Below are 16,567 nucleotides of genomic sequence, written 5' to 3' on the forward strand. Positions count from 1 at the left end.
CCATTTCTTTTACATCACTGAAGTCGGATTCATATCGATCGACAACGTCGCACCTTTTTTGATCCAGTCGGTACGGTAAATTTTGATCAATTGCTGCATGACTTCAGCCAGTTTCGGTTCTTTTTTGTATTTTATCAAACATTGGTAGCGATATCTATTGTTGACGCGGGCAATTAGCGAAGCAGATGGCCCGATGATCAGCGTGTTCGGCGATAAGTGACTCGTCAAGTAGCGCACCGTTTGTTCGGCATATCCTGCAGCCGTCATCAAATCTTCGTGGGTAAATTGGACATTGACGACGTAATAATACGGCGGATAGCCGCTTGCCCGCCGCATCGCCATCTCCTGATCGTAAAACGGTTCGTACAATTGGTCTTTTGCAAGCGTAATCGCGTAATGTTCCGGCGTATACGACTGCACAAAGACGCTTCCGGGAAGGATATCCCGCCCTGCACGGCCGCTGACTTGCGTCAGCAATTGATAAGTTTTTTCGGCGGCCCGGAAATCCGGCAAATGCAGCGTTGTATCTGCTGAAAGTACTCCGACCAACGTAATATTTGGGAAATCCAGCCCTTTTGCAATCATTTGCGTACCCAGCAAAATATCGGCTTTTCCTTCGCCGAACGTGTTGAGGATCTTTTCGTGAGACCCTTTATTCCGCGTGGTGTCTACGTCCATTCGCAGGACGCGGGCATCCGGAACCAATTTCGCAAGCTCTTCTTCCACTTTTTGCGTGCCGGTTCCAAAAAAGCGGATGTGTTCGCTTTGGCATTCCGGGCACGTGTGCGGCACCCGTTCATCATAGCCGCAATAATGGCATTTCATCAATTCACTAGACCGATGGTAAGTCAGGGAAATATCACAATTCGGGCATTGCATGACCGTCCCGCAATCGCGGCATAACACAAATGACGAATAGCCGCGTTTGTTCAGGAACAAGACGACTTGCTCTTTTTTCTCCAGGCGTTCCCGGATGGCATCGGCCAATTGCACCGAAAACATGGAACGGTTTCCTTTTCGCAATTCTTCACGCATATCGACGATTTCCACGTTCGGCAGCGGCTGATTTTTTGCCCGCTGCTCCAGAACTAGCAGCTCGTAAACCCCTTTTTGTGCACGGGCATACGATTCAAGCGATGGCGTTGCGCTGCCCAAAATGACTGGGCAATTGTGGTATTCACTGCGCCAGATGGCCATGTCGCGCGCATGATAGCGAGGCGAATCATCTTGCTTGTAACTGGATTCGTGTTCTTCATCCAAAATAATCAAGCCGAGATTTTCAAACGGCGCAAAAATAGCCGAACGGGCGCCAACGACCACTTTCACTTCATTGCGCTGAATTTTTCGCCATTCGTCGTATTTTTCCCCGGCCGATAAGCCGCTGTGAAGCACTGCGACCATATCGCCAAAACGCTCTTTAAAACGGATTGTCATTTGCGGTGTCAACGAAATTTCCGGAACGAGCATAATCGCTTCTTTTCCTTCTTTTAGTACTTGATCGATCGTTTGCAGATAGATTTCCGTTTTCCCACTTCCCGTTATGCCATGGAGCAAAAAGGTCTTCGATTGATTTAATGAAGAATCGATGGCATCAAACGCAAGTTGCTGCGCTGCGGTCAACTGCAGCGACTCTTTTTTCTCGATTTCTGTCAGCATGCTTGGATCGCGATACGACTCCATCAGGGACATCGTCGCTGCCCCTTTTTCCACTAAGCCATAAACCGTCGGCAGCGAGACGCCTGCTTCTTTTTGCAGTTGCGATGACTCAACCGCCCGCCCGATATTCTTTTTCAAATAGTCCATCAGTTTGATTTGCTGTTTGGCATTCGGGCGAATGTCAATCTCATCTAACTGCTCAGGCGAATCCGTTATATGGATCATCCGTACTTTTTTGACGGCGGTTTGCTGCGAAATATCGGTATCGGCCACAATTGTTCCATTTGCCAATTCTTTTTTCAATAAGCCGTATACTTCCACTGCATCTTGAGAACGCAAAAACGGCTTTTCTTTGAAATAGGGGCGCAGCGGTTCAGCCAGCTGTTCCAGCGGTCCATTCAAGACAAAGCGTTTTTCGTATTTCGCGCGGAGAGCCGCAGGAATCATCACTTTCAGCGCGTCTATTTCAAAACAGACCGTCTGCTTTTTCATCCAATTTGCCATCTCCAGCATTTCTTTGTTCAAGACGGGCACAACGTCCATCAGCTCATGAATCGACTTTAAGCGAGCCGGATCGAATTCCGAGGAATCTTTGATCCCTGTTACAAAGCCAAGCACTTTGCGGGGGCCAAACGGTACTTTAACGCGCATGCCTGGCTCCACCAATACTTCAAATTGTTTCGGAATCGCATAATCAAAGGGCCGGTCAATCGGATGGGCGGCAACATCGACAATGACTTCAGCGATCATGGGAATCTTCCTGTTCGATGATCAACTGAAGCAATTGCCGCGCCAACTCTTGTTTTGGCAGCATGTCAAACGATTGTTCAAAACCGCCTTTGCCGTAAACCGTCACCCGGTTGGTATCCGACTCAAATCCGGCTTGCGCTTCTGTCACGTCATTAGCAATAATAAAATCTGCGTTTTTCCGTTCTAATTTATCTTTGGCGTACTGGCTGACGTTATTCGTTTCTGCTGCAAAACCAACCAAGATTTGGCCTTGTTTGCTGCTGCCAAGGGTTTGTAAAATATCGGTTGTGCGTTCCAATTCAATCGTGGAATCGCCTTGCTGTTTTTTCATTTTCTGGCCGTAAACCTGTTTTGGCCGGTAATCGGCAACCGCCGCGGTTTTAATGACAATGTTCGCATCATCATATTCGGCAGCTACTGCATTCAGCATTTCTTCAGCGCTTTCTACGAGTACGCGGGTTACGCCGCTTGGCGCCGGCAACGAAACCGGGCCGCTGATCAAAATCGTTTCCGCTCCCAGTTCGGCAGCCGCTTGTGCCATGGCATAGCCCATTTTACCGCTTGAAAAATTCGTCAAAAACCGCACGGGATCAATCCGTTCACGTGTCGGACCGGCAGTCACAACGACTTTTTTGCCAATCAGTTTTTGTGCGCGCATGAAATGCCCTTCAACGAGTTCAACGATTTTTTCTGGTTCTTCCAACCGGCCTTTGCCAACATAGCCACACGCCAAAAAGCCTTCGGACGGTTCGATAAACCGCACGCCGTCTTCGTGAAGCCGCTGGATATTCCGTTTGACTGCAGGATGGTCGTACATATGAACGTTCATCGCCGGCGCTATCCAAATCGGCGCTGTTGCAGCAAGCAGAGTGGTCGTTACCATGTCGTCGCCAATGCCGTTCGCCAACTTGCCGATGACGTTGGCAGTAGCCGGCGCCACGATGACCAAATCAGCCCAGTCCGCTAAGTCGATATGGGCAATGACGGTTGAATCTTTTTCGTCGAACGTATCAAAGAAAACATCGTTTCTCGACATCACTTGAAACGTCAGCGGCTGAACAAAATTTGTCGCTGATTGAGTCATAATTACTTTGACGGAAGCCCCTGCCTGAGACAGTTTACTAACAAGCGCAACCGCTTTGTAAACGGCAATGCCTCCGCTTACACACAATAAAATTTTACGATTCGCCAACAACTCAAACACCCTTTCTAAACAACAAACTCCCAAAGAACAAGTTTGCTCTGGGAGTCGTTTGTTGCGATTAATGGTTAAATTTCGTCTTCGTAAATAGCGGATGCATCTTGGTCTTCTTTTTGCAATACGCCGGCAGCCACTTCTTCAAGCGCTTTACCTACCGATTTGGCAGACACGTATTTGTCCAGTTTTTCGTCGCCATGTTCGTGCAATTGGCGAGCACGTTTTGAAGCAAGCGCTACAAGTGAATATTTTGAATCGATTTGGCTTTTTAATTTATCAACGGATGGGTACAACATTAGGCATTCTCCTTTAGCATATCAAAATATCGTTTTTCAACGCGTTCTCGTTTGCAATGTTCCGCGATAATGATGGCGTTGATGCGTTCGCACGCATGTTCGACCAAATCGTTTTCCACTACATAATCATACAAATTCATCATTTCCAGCTCTTGCCGAGCAGCTTGCAGGCGGGAAGCAATCACTTCATCCGTCTCCGTACCGCGGCCGACCAGGCGTTCTTCCAATTCGGACAAACTCGGAGGCGCTAAAAAGATAAACAAGCCATCCGGAACTTTCGAACGGACTTGCGCCGCCCCTTGCACTTCGATTTCCAAAAATACGTCACGCCCTGCATCGCGCATTTTGTTGACGTATTCGAGCGGCGTGCCGTAATAATTTCCGACAAACTCTGCCCACTCAAGCAATTGATCTTGTTCAATCAACGACTCGAATTCGCTGCGCGTCTTAAAGAAATAATCGACTTCGTCCACTTCGCCTTCACGCGGCGATCTCGTCGTCATCGAAATGGAATATTCATAATTTGTATCCGGCTGCGAAAACAGCTCTTTTCTTACTGTTCCTTTTCCAACACCCGAAGGCCCTGATAAAACTATCAGCAGTCCACGTTGCTTTCTCATTTTATCCCTCATTCATCTCGTCGTCATTTTCTTCGCCGCGTGCAATCGCAGTCTCAGCCGACACCGCAGAAATTACCACATGATCACTGTCCATGATAAAAATGGACTTGGTCTTTTTTCCGCCAGTGGCATCGACCAGCAATCCTTTGTTGCGGGCTTCTTGGATCAGCCGTTTGGCCGGCGCGGAATCTGGAGTCACGATCGAAATAATTCGATTTGCGGAAACAGCGCTGCCATTGCCGATTGAAATGAATTTCACCGTTTTTTTCACATAGACCACCGCCATTTACAACTGATCGTTGTTCTTCGTTTTCTAACTAACTGTCTTATTATATCATAATACACCGCGAAAATGATAAGATGGAACAAAACGATTTGAAAGAGGGATTTTTCATGGCATTTGATGGATTATTTACAAAAGCGATGACGCGTGAGCTCCAAACGCTCGTGTCAGGCAGAATTTCAAAAGTTCATCAGCCTAATCAGCTTGAACTGCTCCTGCATATCCGCGCACAAGGGCACAACCATAAATTATTGATTTCGATCCACCCTTCCTACTCGCGCATCCACATAACCGGGATGGCCAATGTCAACCCGTCCGAGCCTCCAATGTTTTGCATGCTGCTCCGCAAACACATCGAAGGCGGCGTCATCACCGAGATTGTCCAGCACGAAATGGACCGCTTGATCATTTTAAAAATAAAATCAAAAAACGAAATCGGCGACGACATCGAACGCGAGCTTCACGTGGAAATGATGGGCCGCCACTCGAACGTCATCTTGGTCGATGCTGAACGCGTCATGATTCTCGACAGCTTGAAGCATTTGCCCCCAAGCGTCAATTCGTTCCGGACGATCTTGCCCGGGCAGCCTTATGTGTTCCCGCCTTCTCAAGAGAAAAAAGATCCTTTCGCTGCGGCTGGCGAACTGATTGGCAAAGACGAAAAAGAAATCGTCGGCACATTTGCTGGCTTCTCGCCGCTCAACGCGCGTGAAATTCAGTACCGCCTTCATGCAGCGACGGATGGCAAAACAGCGGCGCAAGACTTTTTAGATGACTTCCTGTCTCCACAGCCTGTTGGCTATTACGTGGAACACGAAGGGAAAAGCTATTTTTCTGCGACGCCTTTGAACCATATCGCCAGCGAGCCTTTGAAATTCCCGTCACTCGGCGAGCTGCTCGACCGCATGTACTATGCCAAAGCGGAACGCGACCGCGTCAAGCAGCAAGCAGGCGATTTGGAACGCTGGCTACAAAATGAAATTTCGAAACTGAAAACCAAGCAGAAAAAGTTACAAAAAGAGCAAGACCAAGCCGAAAAACGCGACCAGCTGCAATTGAACGGCGAATTGATCATGGCCAACCTTCACCGCATCACCAAAGGCATGAAGGAAATCGAAGTGGACAATTACTATAACGATGAAAAAGTCACCATCACGCTCGATCCGCGGAAAACGCCGATTGACAACTCTCAAAAATACTATTCCCGTTACCAGAAAGCGAAAACAGCGCTTGTGAAAACGCAAGAGCAAATCGAAAAAACAATCGAGGACATCGATTATTTCGAAACGCTCATGCAGCAAGTCCAGCAAGCGGGAATTTCCGATATCGAAGAAATCCGCGAAGAGCTGGCCGAACAAGGCTTCATGAAAGCGCAAAAATCGAAGAAAAAGAAAAAGCCGACCAAACCGTCGGTCGAAGCGTACGTTTCTTCCACGGGGACGCCGATATCGGTCGGCAAAAACAACAAGCAAAATGATTACGTCACTTTCAAAGTGGCCGCTAAATCGGACACATGGCTGCACACGAAAGACATTCCGGGATCCCACGTCATCATCCATGACACCAATCCGGATGAAACAACTTTGCTTGAAGCAGCAACCATTGCGGCATACTTTAGCAAAGCGCGCGAATCTTCTTCCGTGCCGGTTGATTACACCGAAGCACGCCAAGTAAAAAAACCAAACGGCGCGAAGCCCGGATTTGTCATTTATTTCGAGCAAAAAACCGTCTATGTGACACCGGATGAAGATTTGGTCATTAAATTAAAAAAATAAACTCAAAAAAGCCGGGAAGCGGGTATGCTTTCCGGCTTTTCTTTGTAGATGCTGTTTTCAATTCAAAAACAGCTGGATGACGATTGCGACTGTGGCGGCCGTGACCAAGTAAACGGCCCAGTTCGCTTCTTTCCGCAAAATGGCCGCCAGCAAACCGAGCATCGCTGCTCCGTAGCCAATTTCTATTAAGGGCAATCGTTCCAAAAATCCTGCATTTGTCAGCGCGCCAATTGCGGAAGCAAACATGGCAACAAAGAAGACATAATACATATATTGTTTAATCCCTGATAAGAATTTTCTGGTTTTGTCTGTTTCTTTAATGTTCCACCTGCCGAGCAAATCCGTCATTCCACCCGGCTCGATGTCTTTTGTGAACCGGCTGTAGATCGGCTGCATATAAGGTGCAGTTCCCTCCAAGCTTTGAAAACCGTATTCGATTTCTTTGCCAAAGACGAACAGCTCTTTTGGCTGCTCCCGCAATACATCGTGATAGTCAGGAAAAAGCGGCCAATCGGCATCCAAGCAAAAAATAACCCGGTTGCCGTCAAAGTTTCCAAAATAGTCGCCTTTGTTTGTACTTTCCCCGAGCTGCAGCGGCAACGTTAAGTAGGATATCGGTTTTTTCAAAGACGCTGGCATGCTGGTGTCTACTTGAATCCACCCTCTCCCTTCGATCCACACTTCATTCCAGGCATGCGGCCGAAACTTCTTCGCAAATGCCCCTACAACGGTGCGGCAAGGAATGCCGAGAGACCGCATATAGGAGGTATAAAGAAAAGAAAATTCACCGCAATCCCCTTTTTTAGCTTCGCGGAAAAAGAGAGCGCCTCTTTTTTTCGGCGGGTATTTATAGGAAAACGTTTGAAGGAAATATTCAAACAAGCGCTTTGCGATATCCAAATCCTCATGCGCTTCCCCGATAATCGTTCTTGCTTCAGCTGCCAATTCTTCAGTTGCCGGGCTCATGATGGCCGAGCGCAAGTAAAATTGGCGTTCACTTTCTTCTAGTTCATGGACAGGTTTCTGTTCCGGCAATTTGGAAGCAGCTAAATCGAGCGATGCTTCGAAGCCCCCGGATTCGCCAGGCTCCAAGTCATAAAACCACAGCTCTTGCCTGTAGAGTTTTGACTTGTTCAAAGGAGCCGTCAATGTCTTTATTTGCTTTACTTTTTGCCCTTTTGTAGAAGGCGGAACGGCCAGCCAAATTTGGACGTTTGCCGATTGGCGGTTTGTGTAGCGATACTGATAAATGACCGAGTTTTCCTTTATCATCAGAAATCCCTCCGCTCATTTTCTATTGTCTTATTTTAACACATTCGCAGATTTTATTTTTGTGCATAGTACAATTGCCCTTGCGTGCTGGACATGCTATCTTTTTAGAGGACTTACTAATAGGAGGTTTATTTAATGAAGAATTATTTCACATCACGAAAGTCGCATATCGCTGCCGGCGCCTTCTCCCTGCTGCTGTTGAGCGCTTGCGGAAATGGCGGTTCAACGGAAACAGCTGAAGAACAAAAAACGGCATGGGATGAAATTCAAGAACAAGGATCCATGACAGTAGCCACCTCCGGCACGCTGCTCGCCACTTCGTTCCATGATGCCAAAACGGATGAACTAACCGGTTTTGAAGTGGAAGTCGTGCGCGAACTTGGCAAACGTTTGGACCTCGACATCGAATTCAAGGAACTGGGTTTTGACGAAATGCTGACAAGCGTCAACACGGGACAAATTGATATTGCAGCCAACGACATTGAAATTACTGAAGACCGCTTGGACAATTTCATTTTTTCCACGCCGATTAAATATTCGTACGGGACAGCGGTTGTCCGAAAAGACGATTTGTCCGGCATTAAAACGCTGGAAGACTTGAAAGGCAAAAAAGCTGCCGGGGCTTCCACGTCGATTTACATGGAAATCGCTCGAGAGTACGGTGCGGAAGAAGTGACGTATGACAACGCAACGAACGAAGAATATTTGCGGGATGTGTCCATCGGCCGGACCGATGTAATTTTGAACGATTATTATTTGTCTACGTTCGGCGTCGCTGCGTTTCCTGAAATGAACATCACGATCCACCCCGATATTAAATACAGTCCATCGGAAGTCGGCTTGGTGATGAACAAAGACAATAAAGAATTGGCTGACAATGTGAACCGGGTCATCGAAGAAATGCTTGAGGATGGAACCATTACGGAAATTTCCGCCGAATTTTTCGGCGGAGCGGACGTTTCCAAAAAGTCGGACATTGATTAAGAAAAACTGGAGGGTATTGGATGAATGACATTGAATGGGGTTTGCTTTTCGACCCTGAACTCGCTATAGAATCCCTTCCTTATGTGCTTGAAGGCATTTGGTACACGCTGCTCATTTCGATTGTCAGTATGGCGCTTGCGCTGGTCATCGGTTTTTTCATCTCGCTTGCCCGCACATCGCCATTCCTTTTGCTCGAATGGCCGGCGCGTTTGTATATTTCGTTTATGCGCGGTGTGCCGATCTTGGTGATTTTGTTTTTGCTGTATTTTGCGCTGCCGGTCATCGGCATCGAATTTACAGCGCTGCAAGCGGCGCTTATCGGATTTACGATCAATTGCGCCGCCTATATTGCGGAAGTTTTCCGCTCTTCCCTTGCCTCTGTCGATAAAGGGCAATGGGAAACGTCGCGCGCGCTCGGCATGACGTATTGGCAGACAATGATGCGCATCATTTTGCCGCAGTCTGTCCGAATCGCTGTGCCGCCTTTGTCGAACGTTTTCCTTGATTTAATCAAAGCGTCTTCGCTGGCCGCGATGATCACGGTGCCGGAAGTGTTCCAGAAAGCACGCATTGTCGGCGCGCGTGAATATGATTTGTTGACCTTGCTCATTTTGGTCGCGCTTATTTACTGGGCCATTTGTTCCGTGATGACCATACTGCAAAATTATTTGGAAAAGCGGTACGCGGATTATTTGTAATCGTTTGCCGCTTCCAGGAATAAGTGAACAATTTCAAGTCCATTTTTCATGGGATTTAAAGAAACCCAGCAGCCTTAGAACACGGGCTGCTGGGTTTCTTACATTTTAAGCAGAAATTAACGGAAAAGAAAATGGATTTAAAGCATCGCTGTCTCTTCGCTATGTTAAATGTTTTTATTCGCTGTAACTTTCCGGTAAAGTGCCATAACTTCGCTATTTTCCTGTTCCCATTCAGGATTACTGAACATCGGGATATTAAGATTTGATTCCATATCAGCTTTCAGGCCGGCTAACATTAACTCTTTTCGCCTTGAAGGAAGATTCCCGTTCATGATTACGTCATATCGTTTGCTGTAGTGTTTCAATGTCATTTTTTAATCTCCCTTAAAGTGAAAAATTGGTCATGCCAGCTTTAATTTCCTCGTTCGCATTTTCGATACGCAATCGCTTTTCAATTAGGACATGTATCGTATATTCTCATATATTAACACTATTTTCTACTAGTATAACTTATAGAAGAAAGTCTTTTATCTTTATAACTACCTTTTCTTGAAAGTTACTTTTCGAAAAAAATCTAAATGGAAGCATACATGGGAAGAAAACAGAACCTGTGCTTGCCGTTCAGCCCTTTTATTAGACCATAAAAACAGCCCAGAAGAACGCCTCCAGGCTGCAAAAAACATTCATTTTCTATTGTCTAGACGTCGATTTTCCGCCCTTTCCAAGTTACCGTGTGCAGGATATTCACCCGGAACAAGGAATATAAAAAGATTCCGGTAAAGAATAAAAACAGAACAGGATAAAACAAGAAAATGATCCTTGGGAAATCCCCCGTTCTTCGAGCGAACAATCCGGTCTGAACCGCAAAAACCGCATACAAGAGGCCGCTTATGAAAATCGCAGCCGTGTCTGCTGAGGCAATGGCGGAAATCAAGGCAACCGCACTGGTGAGGCTGCCGGAAATCCATACGATTGTCATCAGCATGACGAGCGGATGGGTGGATTTTGAACCGATAGCAAAGCTTTTGCACCAGCCTTCAATCAAGCTTTGGAGGCCTTCCGGATACATCCGGAACGAAATGATTTCTTTTCCGCCGAGGCAGTGGACAGGAAGATTTTGGTCGAGAAATGCCTCGCCTAACGCAAGGTCATCCATCAAGGCGCCTTCGATTTTTTTATGCCCGCCGGTTAAAAAATAATCGTCTTTATTGCTAAGGATGCACGGGCCGAACGAGCCGGCCGTTTGGAAACGGTCGCCCCAAACGGTGAAGTTGTTCATTCCGACAACTACGATGACGTTGAATATGGCCGACAAGTTTTCATAGAGCCTTCGGACCGTATGGAACGGCTGCAAAGCGAGAATTCCCTTTGCGCCTTTGTCTTTATAAGACAGGAGCAGATTCTGGAGGCCATCCGCGTCCGTGAAAGAAGTATCCGCATCCAAGAACAAAAGCCACTCCCCTTTTGCCTGATTGGCGCCGTACCAGCAGGCCGCCGACTTTCCGGCGCCTTGCCGTTCCTCTTTTTTCTGAAGAACCGTTGCGCCCAAACCTTTCGCGATTGCAACGGTGTTGTCGGACGAGTCGTCGTCAACAACCAACACTTCAAAGGACCGGTAATTTTGTTCGTTTAACGATTTCAGTAACGGCGCAATCCGGGCACTTTCATTTCTGGCAGGAATGATGACGGACAGAAACGGCAGCTCCTCAGCAGGCTCCTCTCGCGGCTCTGGCTTTGGCTTTGACCGTTCACGCGGCTCTGGCCTTGGCAGCGACGTGAACATGAGAAAGCCGACCCCGACAGCAAGCGCACCGATTGCGAGATTAATAATGTTTGAAGCGGGCATTAACATACCTCCTTAACTGGATTTGGCAGCTTTCCATTTAATGATCCTGCGCCGCAATGGCTCCTTGATCGTCATCGATCAGTTCCTGCGCGGCAATTTTTGCGGATAATAAGACGATTGGGACCCCTGCTCCCGGATGTGTGCTGCTTCCGGTAAAATACAAATTCGCACAATGCGTGGCTTTGCTTTGCGGCCGCAGGTGATTGCTTTGAAACAAAGTCGGCTGCAGACCGAATGCAGCTCCTTTATAAGCATTGAACTTCGTCTCGAAATCCAGCGGCGTTATGCACGTTTCGGCAACGATTTCATTTTCCACCCGCTCAAACCCCGGAATCTTTTTCAAGGCGTTCAAAATGTAGTTTCGGTAATACGCGATGGTTTCGTCGTTCCATTCGTAATCCGCTTCCGCAGCATTTGAAACGGGCATCAAAATATACAAGCCGTCTTTTCCTTCGGGCGCCAGCGTCGGATCCATTTTCGAAGCGAGGTAAACATAGAACGAAGCCTCCGTCAGTTTTTTCCCCGAGAAAATATCAGCCAGGTTTTTATCGAGTTTTTCATTGAAAATGAAGTTATGGACATGTTCGACTTCTGTATATTTTCGGTCCATTCCCAAATACAATAAAAAACAAGAACAGGTATATTTCATTTTGTCGATTTTTTTATCGGTAAATTTGCCTTTGGCGGCCGGTTCTTTTACCAGATTTTTCATGGCATACGGAAAATCCGCATTGCACATCACGAACTCTGCCGAAATCTTCTCGCCGCCGACACGGATGCCGGTGGCTTTCCCCTCTTCAATGCAAATTTCCTCTACATCTTTATTATAGTAGACTTCGCCTCCAAGCTCCTTGAAGAGCTTTTCCATTGAGGACGCCATCGTATACATCCCGCCTTTGATAAACCAGACGCCATAGAGAAACTGGAGCATCGGGATCATCGTATAAAACGAGGGGCTCTTATACGGGGAAATGCCTATGTACAGCGTTTGAAAACTGATAATCTGCTTTAAACGTTCGTTTTTGATATAGCGGCCGATAAACTGGTCAGCGGTGTCCAGCACTTTTATTTTCGAACCCCTGCCTTTATTCATCATAGAACTGCTGTAGAAATCCCGGTGCCTGCGGAACGGCTTCTGCAAAATATCATGCCGTGCGAACGCATAGATTTTATGGGCCTCATGAAGATAACGAAAAAATCCACCGGTATCCGTAGGGCTGATCGCTTCAATCGTTTTGGTTAGCTTCAGAAGGTCGGAAGACATATCCATAGGCGCTTCGGGCTTGTCGCTGAAATAAGCACGGTACATCGGATCGAGTTTTTCCATCGGGATATAGTCATCGGGATTGCGGCCGCACAGCTCGAAGATTTCCTGGTACACGTCCGGCATCATGACAATGCTCGGCCCCAAATCAAATTTAAAGCCGCCGATTTCGATGCGGTTCATTTTCCCGCCGGGAGTTGCTAGTTTTTCGTATAGTGCGACTTGGTATCCGGCGTTTTGAAGCCTGATTGCGCTTGCCAGCCCCGCCACCCCTGCACCGATTACAACCACTTTCTTTTTCACGCCTGTCTCCTCCTTTCAGTTGAATAATGGCGTTGATGCGCCCGCGATTACAATGCTGGACAATAATAAGCGGCACGTTGAATATTTTAAAATCATCGTCCCGTCGAGCAGCAAGCCTTTCCATTGTTTTATGCGGAACACCCACTGTCAAATCTCCCCCGACTTTCCCAATGAGAACAAGCGGAACCAAGCCCTGTCTTCCAGGAAAAACGCCAGAGGAATCTTAAGGCAGGCAGCGGAAAAAGACAGATGAAAAAAAGTCCATGCCCCCGCATCGAGGATGATGATCCAACAAACAGAGTGATACGAGGGGTATGGAAACTCTCATTCCTTATCCATCTTTCATTAAAAATTCTGCATGAAGCTATTACGGCATTTTCGACGGAACTTTCCCATCAGTTGCCCATATCCCGTTCTACGATTTTCTTTCCTACCTGCTGGCCGCTCAACGTGACCATCGGCATCCCGCCGCCCGGGTTCACCGTTCCTCCGACAAAATACAAATTGTCGTAGCGGTCGCTTTGTTTCGGGTGCTTGAATCCTTTATTTACGCTGCGGTCCGACAGCGTTCCATAAATCGCGCCGCGGTCTGATCCGTAGACCCGCCGAATATCTTCAGGCGTCCAAATATCCTGCGTTACGATGTTTTCCCGCAAGCCTTCAAGGCCCATCCGTTCCAATTTGATCAACACTTTCTCCGCAAAGCGCTCATATTCCTGCTCCGTGAATGGCTTGTCCTGGATGTACGGGATGTGCGGAAGTACTTTGATGTTTTCGTGCCCCGGCGGCGCTTGCGTTGGATCGGTTTTATTGACATTCACCAAATAAATGACCGGATCATCCGGCAGCTTGTGCTCATGGAAAATTGCGTTCATCTGTTTTTTTGGATTTTCTGCAAAGAAAAAATTATGGTGGCTGAGCTGCGGATAAGTTTTTTTAACGCCCAGATGCATCACCAGCCCCGAACTGGCGGGTTCAAATTTCTTCTTCAACTTTTTCACGTAATGCGGCTTTTCATCCAGCAGCTCCTCATAAAACGGAATGACTTCCATATTGGAAATGTAATAATCCGCGGCCACTTTTGCCCCGTCTTCTAATAACGCCCCGGTGATCTTGCCTTTTTCTTTGTAAAGGCGCTCTACCCCCACTCCCGTATAAATATGGGCGCCGACTTCTTGAGCTAGCTGCACCAGCGCATCCGCGAGCCGGTTCATGCCGCCCGGCACATACCATGCGCCTTGGTCATGCTGCATGTAGATCATCATATTCAAAACGGCCGGTGCGTCGTAAGGGGACGAACCGACATATTTAATAAAGTAGGAAAGCATATCCTTGAATTGCTTGTTGCTGATCCGTTTGTCGATGGCACTATGTACGGTCGAAAAAAGATCGAAGTTTTTGAATGACTCAATCGCTCCGTGGAATTTTGCGATTTCTTCTGCGCTGTCCAGCCCCTCGTTAAAGTAGCCTTTCTCGGTGATATTGTACAGCTTTTTGGAGTACTTCAGGAGGTTTTCATACTCGCGCATATCCCGCTTGCTCAACGTCGGATTCTTCGCTTCCATTTCAGTCAAGTTTTCATACAAGTCAATCCTGTTGCCATCCGGAAAAAAGGACCGCCATTGATGGTCCAGCCGGATGATCGGAACGTAATCCGCCATCCGCTTTCCACTGTCCGCAAACAATTTCTCGAAAATTTTCGGCATCGTCAAAATGGACGGGCCGAGGTCAAAACCAAATCCGTCCTGATCAAGCCGGTTCAATTTCCCGCCGATGTGCTTGTTTTTTTCGAATAAGGAAACTTTATAGCCGCGTTGCGCAAGGGAAATGGCAGCGGATATGCCGCCGAGCCCTCCCCCGATGATTAACACTTTTTTAGCTTCAGCCAATTTTACCAGCACCTTCCCGTTTTTTAAGAGCAATTTTCAGTAGCAGTGTCGATTCGCATCTTTTTCACTAATACCCTCATCATTCCGTTTCCACACATGCCCAGTTTAGAGCTGCTGCGATTGACTATTGCACTCCCCTGGGGATAAAATGGGTTTAAAAAAGCGAGGTCCTTATGCTAACTCTTATCGGCGCAAAGCTGCTGCGTCTCCTTCCTGATCCGTCAATTAAATCGCCGACAATTTCTCCTCAGCCTGTAAAAATGAAACAAGATTTTCTGGTAGACACAAGTGTCCAGCCCACTTACCTGTCTTTCTACTACCCAATAGGTGCCGAAGAGGAAAGCCTTCCTGTGTACGTCAATTTCCACGGAGGCGCATTCATTATGAATGACAAAGAGCTGGATGATCCGTACTGCCGTTTCCTGGCGAATGAGACAGGCTGCGTGGTGTTGAATGTCGGTTATGCAAAAGCTCCGGAATTTCCGTTTCCGAAACCGATTGAACAAAGTTACGAAATTCTTCAATGGATGAAGAACCGAGCCCTTGAGTTGAAAATCGACCCAAACCGGATCATGGTGGGCGGTCAAAGTTCAGGCGCGAATCTCGCAGCGGCGCTCTGTCTTTACCTTGACGAAAAACGGGACGATCAGCCCCTGCTCCAAGTATTGTCTTGCCCGATGCTGGATTTTGTCACGCCGCACGCGGATAAACCCGAACCGAAATGGCTGCGTGCTAAATTTCCTCAAGCTGCGCACTTTTTGAATATGTGTTATTTGCCCGACCTAACGCAAGCTTCCAACCCGCTCGCTTCCCCTGTCTGTGCGGATATTAAAAAGGGCTTCGCCCCTGCCCTTATTCTCTTGGCCGAACATGACGCATTCAGACCGGAAGGCGAAGTCTATGCCGAAAAACTAAAAGCTGCTGGCATCAAAGTCCATGTTGAGCTGTTCGAAGGCGTTTCTCATGCTTTTACACATAACGGCCCAAATAATATGGCCGAAAAAGCTTGGAAACTGGTAGCGGTAAAGATCAAGGAAGCGATTGCTTTATAGGAGGATCAAAATAAAATGCCGCTTGCTTAATGGCTGTCGAGTTGTTCTGCCAAACCGATGAGAAGCCCTTCGGTTCCGCGGATGTAGCAAAGACGATACGAGTCCTCGTACTGAACCACTTCGCCAACGAGCTGAGCACCATGCTTTATGAGCCGGGCTACCACTTCATCAATGTCTTCAACGGTGAACATGACGCGCAGATAACCGAGGGCATTGACTGGAGCAGCCCGGTGATCTGATATAACAGGCGGGGTGAGGAAGCGAGAAAGTTCTATTCGGCTGTGGCCATCTGGGGTAACCATCATAGCAATCTCTACGGACTGAGAATCCAATCCGGTTACGCGGCCCGCCCATTCCCCTTCGACAGTCGCCCTCCCTTCAAGATTCAAGCCAATCTCCTCGAAGAAAGAAATTGCGTCATCAAGGGATTCTACCACGATGCTCACATTATCCATTCTTAGTAATTTGTTCTTTTCCATAGCCTTACCTCCTTGAGTGCAAAATTTATCAGCTGATCAGCTTCAGAATTATTCAATGGAAGCTCGGCAAATTACTTCCTGCCAAAAACACCTTGTCATAGTTCATGAAAGTATAAATAGCATCAGCGGCGGTACCTTCAGCTAAATGCGGGACTACAACACTAAGCTCATTTTTCTGACTGTTCCTATGCAAAGCGTTCGT

16 protein-coding genes are annotated in these 16,567 nt (G+C 47.4%); 4 read left to right on the forward strand and 12 right to left on the reverse strand.

The features are described 5' to 3' along the window. Window positions 1-9: 9 nt before the first annotated feature. The 5 genes from priA to ACRRQV_RS05105 form a co-directional block, all read right to left on the reverse strand. Window positions 10-2,406 carry a primosomal protein N' gene (priA, locus tag ACRRQV_RS05085; protein ID WP_432528336.1) on the reverse strand — a complete coding sequence of 799 codons (2,397 nt, stop codon included), beginning with the start codon at window positions 2,404-2,406 and terminating at the stop codon, window positions 10-12. Next, the gene (gene coaBC / locus ACRRQV_RS05090) at window positions 2,396-3,601 is read right to left on the reverse strand and encodes a bifunctional phosphopantothenoylcysteine decarboxylase/phosphopantothenate--cysteine ligase CoaBC (protein ID WP_432528338.1); all 1,206 of its coding nucleotides are present in this window, start codon (window positions 3,599-3,601) and stop codon (window positions 2,396-2,398) included. Before coaBC ends, priA begins: the two co-directional genes overlap by 11 nt. A 74-nt stretch (window positions 3,602-3,675) precedes the next feature. Next, complete coding sequence (rpoZ, locus tag ACRRQV_RS05095) at window positions 3,676-3,900, reverse strand: DNA-directed RNA polymerase subunit omega (protein WP_432528340.1); 225 nt, start codon at window positions 3,898-3,900, stop codon at window positions 3,676-3,678. Further along, window positions 3,900-4,520: a guanylate kinase gene (gmk, locus tag ACRRQV_RS05100; RefSeq protein ID WP_432528342.1), complete on the reverse strand. Its 621-nt coding sequence runs from the start codon at window positions 4,518-4,520 to the stop codon at window positions 3,900-3,902. Before gmk ends, rpoZ begins: the two co-directional genes overlap by 1 nt. Before the next feature lies 1 nt (window position 4,521). Continuing rightward, window positions 4,522-4,806 carry an extracellular matrix/biofilm biosynthesis regulator RemA family protein gene (locus ACRRQV_RS05105; RefSeq protein WP_432528344.1) on the reverse strand — a complete coding sequence of 95 codons (285 nt, stop codon included), beginning with the start codon at window positions 4,804-4,806 and terminating at the stop codon, window positions 4,522-4,524. Between the two features lie 107 nt (window positions 4,807-4,913). On the opposite strand from ACRRQV_RS05105, the gene ACRRQV_RS05110 reads away from it, so the two are divergent. Further along, on the forward strand, window positions 4,914-6,578 hold the full coding sequence (locus tag ACRRQV_RS05110) for an Rqc2 family fibronectin-binding protein (RefSeq protein ID WP_432528346.1): 1,665 nt from the start codon (window positions 4,914-4,916) through the stop codon (window positions 6,576-6,578). A 57-nt stretch (window positions 6,579-6,635) separates the two neighbouring features. On the opposite strand, the gene ACRRQV_RS05115 is transcribed toward ACRRQV_RS05110, so the two are convergent. After that, window positions 6,636-7,850 carry a transglutaminase-like domain-containing protein gene (locus tag ACRRQV_RS05115; RefSeq protein ID WP_432528348.1) on the reverse strand — a complete coding sequence of 405 codons (1,215 nt, stop codon included), beginning with the start codon at window positions 7,848-7,850 and terminating at the stop codon, window positions 6,636-6,638. A gap of 135 nt (window positions 7,851-7,985) precedes the next feature. Here ACRRQV_RS05115 and ACRRQV_RS05120 point away from each other — a divergent pair, with 135 nt between their 5' ends. Together ACRRQV_RS05120 and ACRRQV_RS05125 are read left to right on the forward strand one after the other, a co-directional pair. Then, the gene (locus ACRRQV_RS05120; RefSeq protein WP_432528350.1) at window positions 7,986-8,834 is read left to right on the forward strand and encodes a transporter substrate-binding domain-containing protein; all 849 of its coding nucleotides are present in this window, start codon (window positions 7,986-7,988) and stop codon (window positions 8,832-8,834) included. A 20-nt stretch (window positions 8,835-8,854) separates the two neighbouring features. Then, window positions 8,855-9,532 carry an amino acid ABC transporter permease gene (locus ACRRQV_RS05125; RefSeq protein WP_432528352.1) on the forward strand — a complete coding sequence of 226 codons (678 nt, stop codon included), beginning with the start codon at window positions 8,855-8,857 and terminating at the stop codon, window positions 9,530-9,532. Between the two features lie 164 nt (window positions 9,533-9,696). On the opposite strand, the gene ACRRQV_RS05130 is transcribed toward ACRRQV_RS05125, so the two are convergent. The 5 genes from ACRRQV_RS05130 to ACRRQV_RS05150 all read right to left on the reverse strand — a co-directional run bounded on the left by ACRRQV_RS05130 (window position 9,697) and on the right by ACRRQV_RS05150 (window position 14,834). After that, entirely contained in the window at window positions 9,697-9,903 is a 207-nt protein-coding gene (locus tag ACRRQV_RS05130; RefSeq protein WP_432528354.1) for a hypothetical protein, read from the reverse strand. Window positions 9,904-10,229: 326 nt separating this feature from the next. Then, complete coding sequence (locus ACRRQV_RS05135; protein WP_432528356.1) at window positions 10,230-11,378, reverse strand: glycosyltransferase family 2 protein; 1,149 nt, start codon at window positions 11,376-11,378, stop codon at window positions 10,230-10,232. A 37-nt stretch (window positions 11,379-11,415) separates the two neighbouring features. After that, complete coding sequence (locus ACRRQV_RS05140) at window positions 11,416-12,945, reverse strand: phytoene desaturase family protein (protein WP_432528358.1); 1,530 nt, start codon at window positions 12,943-12,945, stop codon at window positions 11,416-11,418. Between the two features lie 15 nt (window positions 12,946-12,960). Beyond that, complete coding sequence (locus ACRRQV_RS05145) at window positions 12,961-13,086, reverse strand: hypothetical protein (RefSeq protein ID WP_432528360.1); 126 nt, start codon at window positions 13,084-13,086, stop codon at window positions 12,961-12,963. A 254-nt stretch (window positions 13,087-13,340) separates the two neighbouring features. Continuing rightward, window positions 13,341-14,834 carry a phytoene desaturase family protein gene (locus ACRRQV_RS05150; RefSeq protein WP_432528363.1) on the reverse strand — a complete coding sequence of 498 codons (1,494 nt, stop codon included), beginning with the start codon at window positions 14,832-14,834 and terminating at the stop codon, window positions 13,341-13,343. 260 nt (window positions 14,835-15,094) lie between these two features. On the opposite strand from ACRRQV_RS05150, the gene ACRRQV_RS05155 reads away from it, so the two are divergent. Then, window positions 15,095-15,886, forward strand: coding sequence for an alpha/beta hydrolase (locus ACRRQV_RS05155; protein WP_432528365.1), 792 nt, complete (start codon window positions 15,095-15,097; stop codon window positions 15,884-15,886). A gap of 26 nt (window positions 15,887-15,912) precedes the next feature. Here ACRRQV_RS05155 and ACRRQV_RS05160 read toward each other — a convergent pair whose 3' ends face one another. Then, window positions 15,913-16,365 (reverse strand): VOC family protein, encoded by a 453-nt coding sequence (locus ACRRQV_RS05160; protein WP_432528367.1) that lies wholly within the window; start codon window positions 16,363-16,365, stop codon window positions 15,913-15,915. Window positions 16,366-16,567: the final 202 nt, after the last annotated feature.

The sequence above is a fragment of the Planococcus sp. YIM B11945 genome, assembly GCF_050864155.1.
In the GTDB taxonomy this organism is placed as follows: domain Bacteria; phylum Bacillota; class Bacilli; order Bacillales_A; family Planococcaceae; genus Planococcus.

Coding starts and splice junctions, on each gene's coding strand:
- priA (WP_432528336.1), bottom strand. CDS start 2,406: ATGATCGCTGAAGTCATTGTCGATGTTGCCGCCCATCCGATTGACCGG.
- rpoZ (WP_432528340.1), bottom strand. CDS start 3,900: ATGTTGTACCCATCCGTTGATAAATTAAAAAGCCAAATCGATTCAAAA.
- gmk (WP_432528342.1), bottom strand. CDS start 4,520: ATGAGAAAGCAACGTGGACTGCTGATAGTTTTATCAGGGCCTTCGGGT.
- ACRRQV_RS05105 (WP_432528344.1), bottom strand. CDS start 4,806: ATGGCGGTGGTCTATGTGAAAAAAACGGTGAAATTCATTTCAATCGGC.
- ACRRQV_RS05110 (WP_432528346.1), top strand. CDS start 4,914: ATGGCATTTGATGGATTATTTACAAAAGCGATGACGCGTGAGCTCCAA.
- ACRRQV_RS05115 (WP_432528348.1), bottom strand. CDS start 7,850: ATGATAAAGGAAAACTCGGTCATTTATCAGTATCGCTACACAAACCGC.
- ACRRQV_RS05120 (WP_432528350.1), top strand. CDS start 7,986: ATGAAGAATTATTTCACATCACGAAAGTCGCATATCGCTGCCGGCGCC.
- ACRRQV_RS05125 (WP_432528352.1), top strand. CDS start 8,855: ATGAATGACATTGAATGGGGTTTGCTTTTCGACCCTGAACTCGCTATA.
- ACRRQV_RS05130 (WP_432528354.1), bottom strand. CDS start 9,903: ATGACATTGAAACACTACAGCAAACGATATGACGTAATCATGAACGGG.
- ACRRQV_RS05135 (WP_432528356.1), bottom strand. CDS start 11,378: ATGCCCGCTTCAAACATTATTAATCTCGCAATCGGTGCGCTTGCTGTC.
- ACRRQV_RS05155 (WP_432528365.1), top strand. CDS start 15,095: ATGAAACAAGATTTTCTGGTAGACACAAGTGTCCAGCCCACTTACCTG.
- ACRRQV_RS05160 (WP_432528367.1), bottom strand. CDS start 16,365: ATGGAAAAGAACAAATTACTAAGAATGGATAATGTGAGCATCGTGGTA.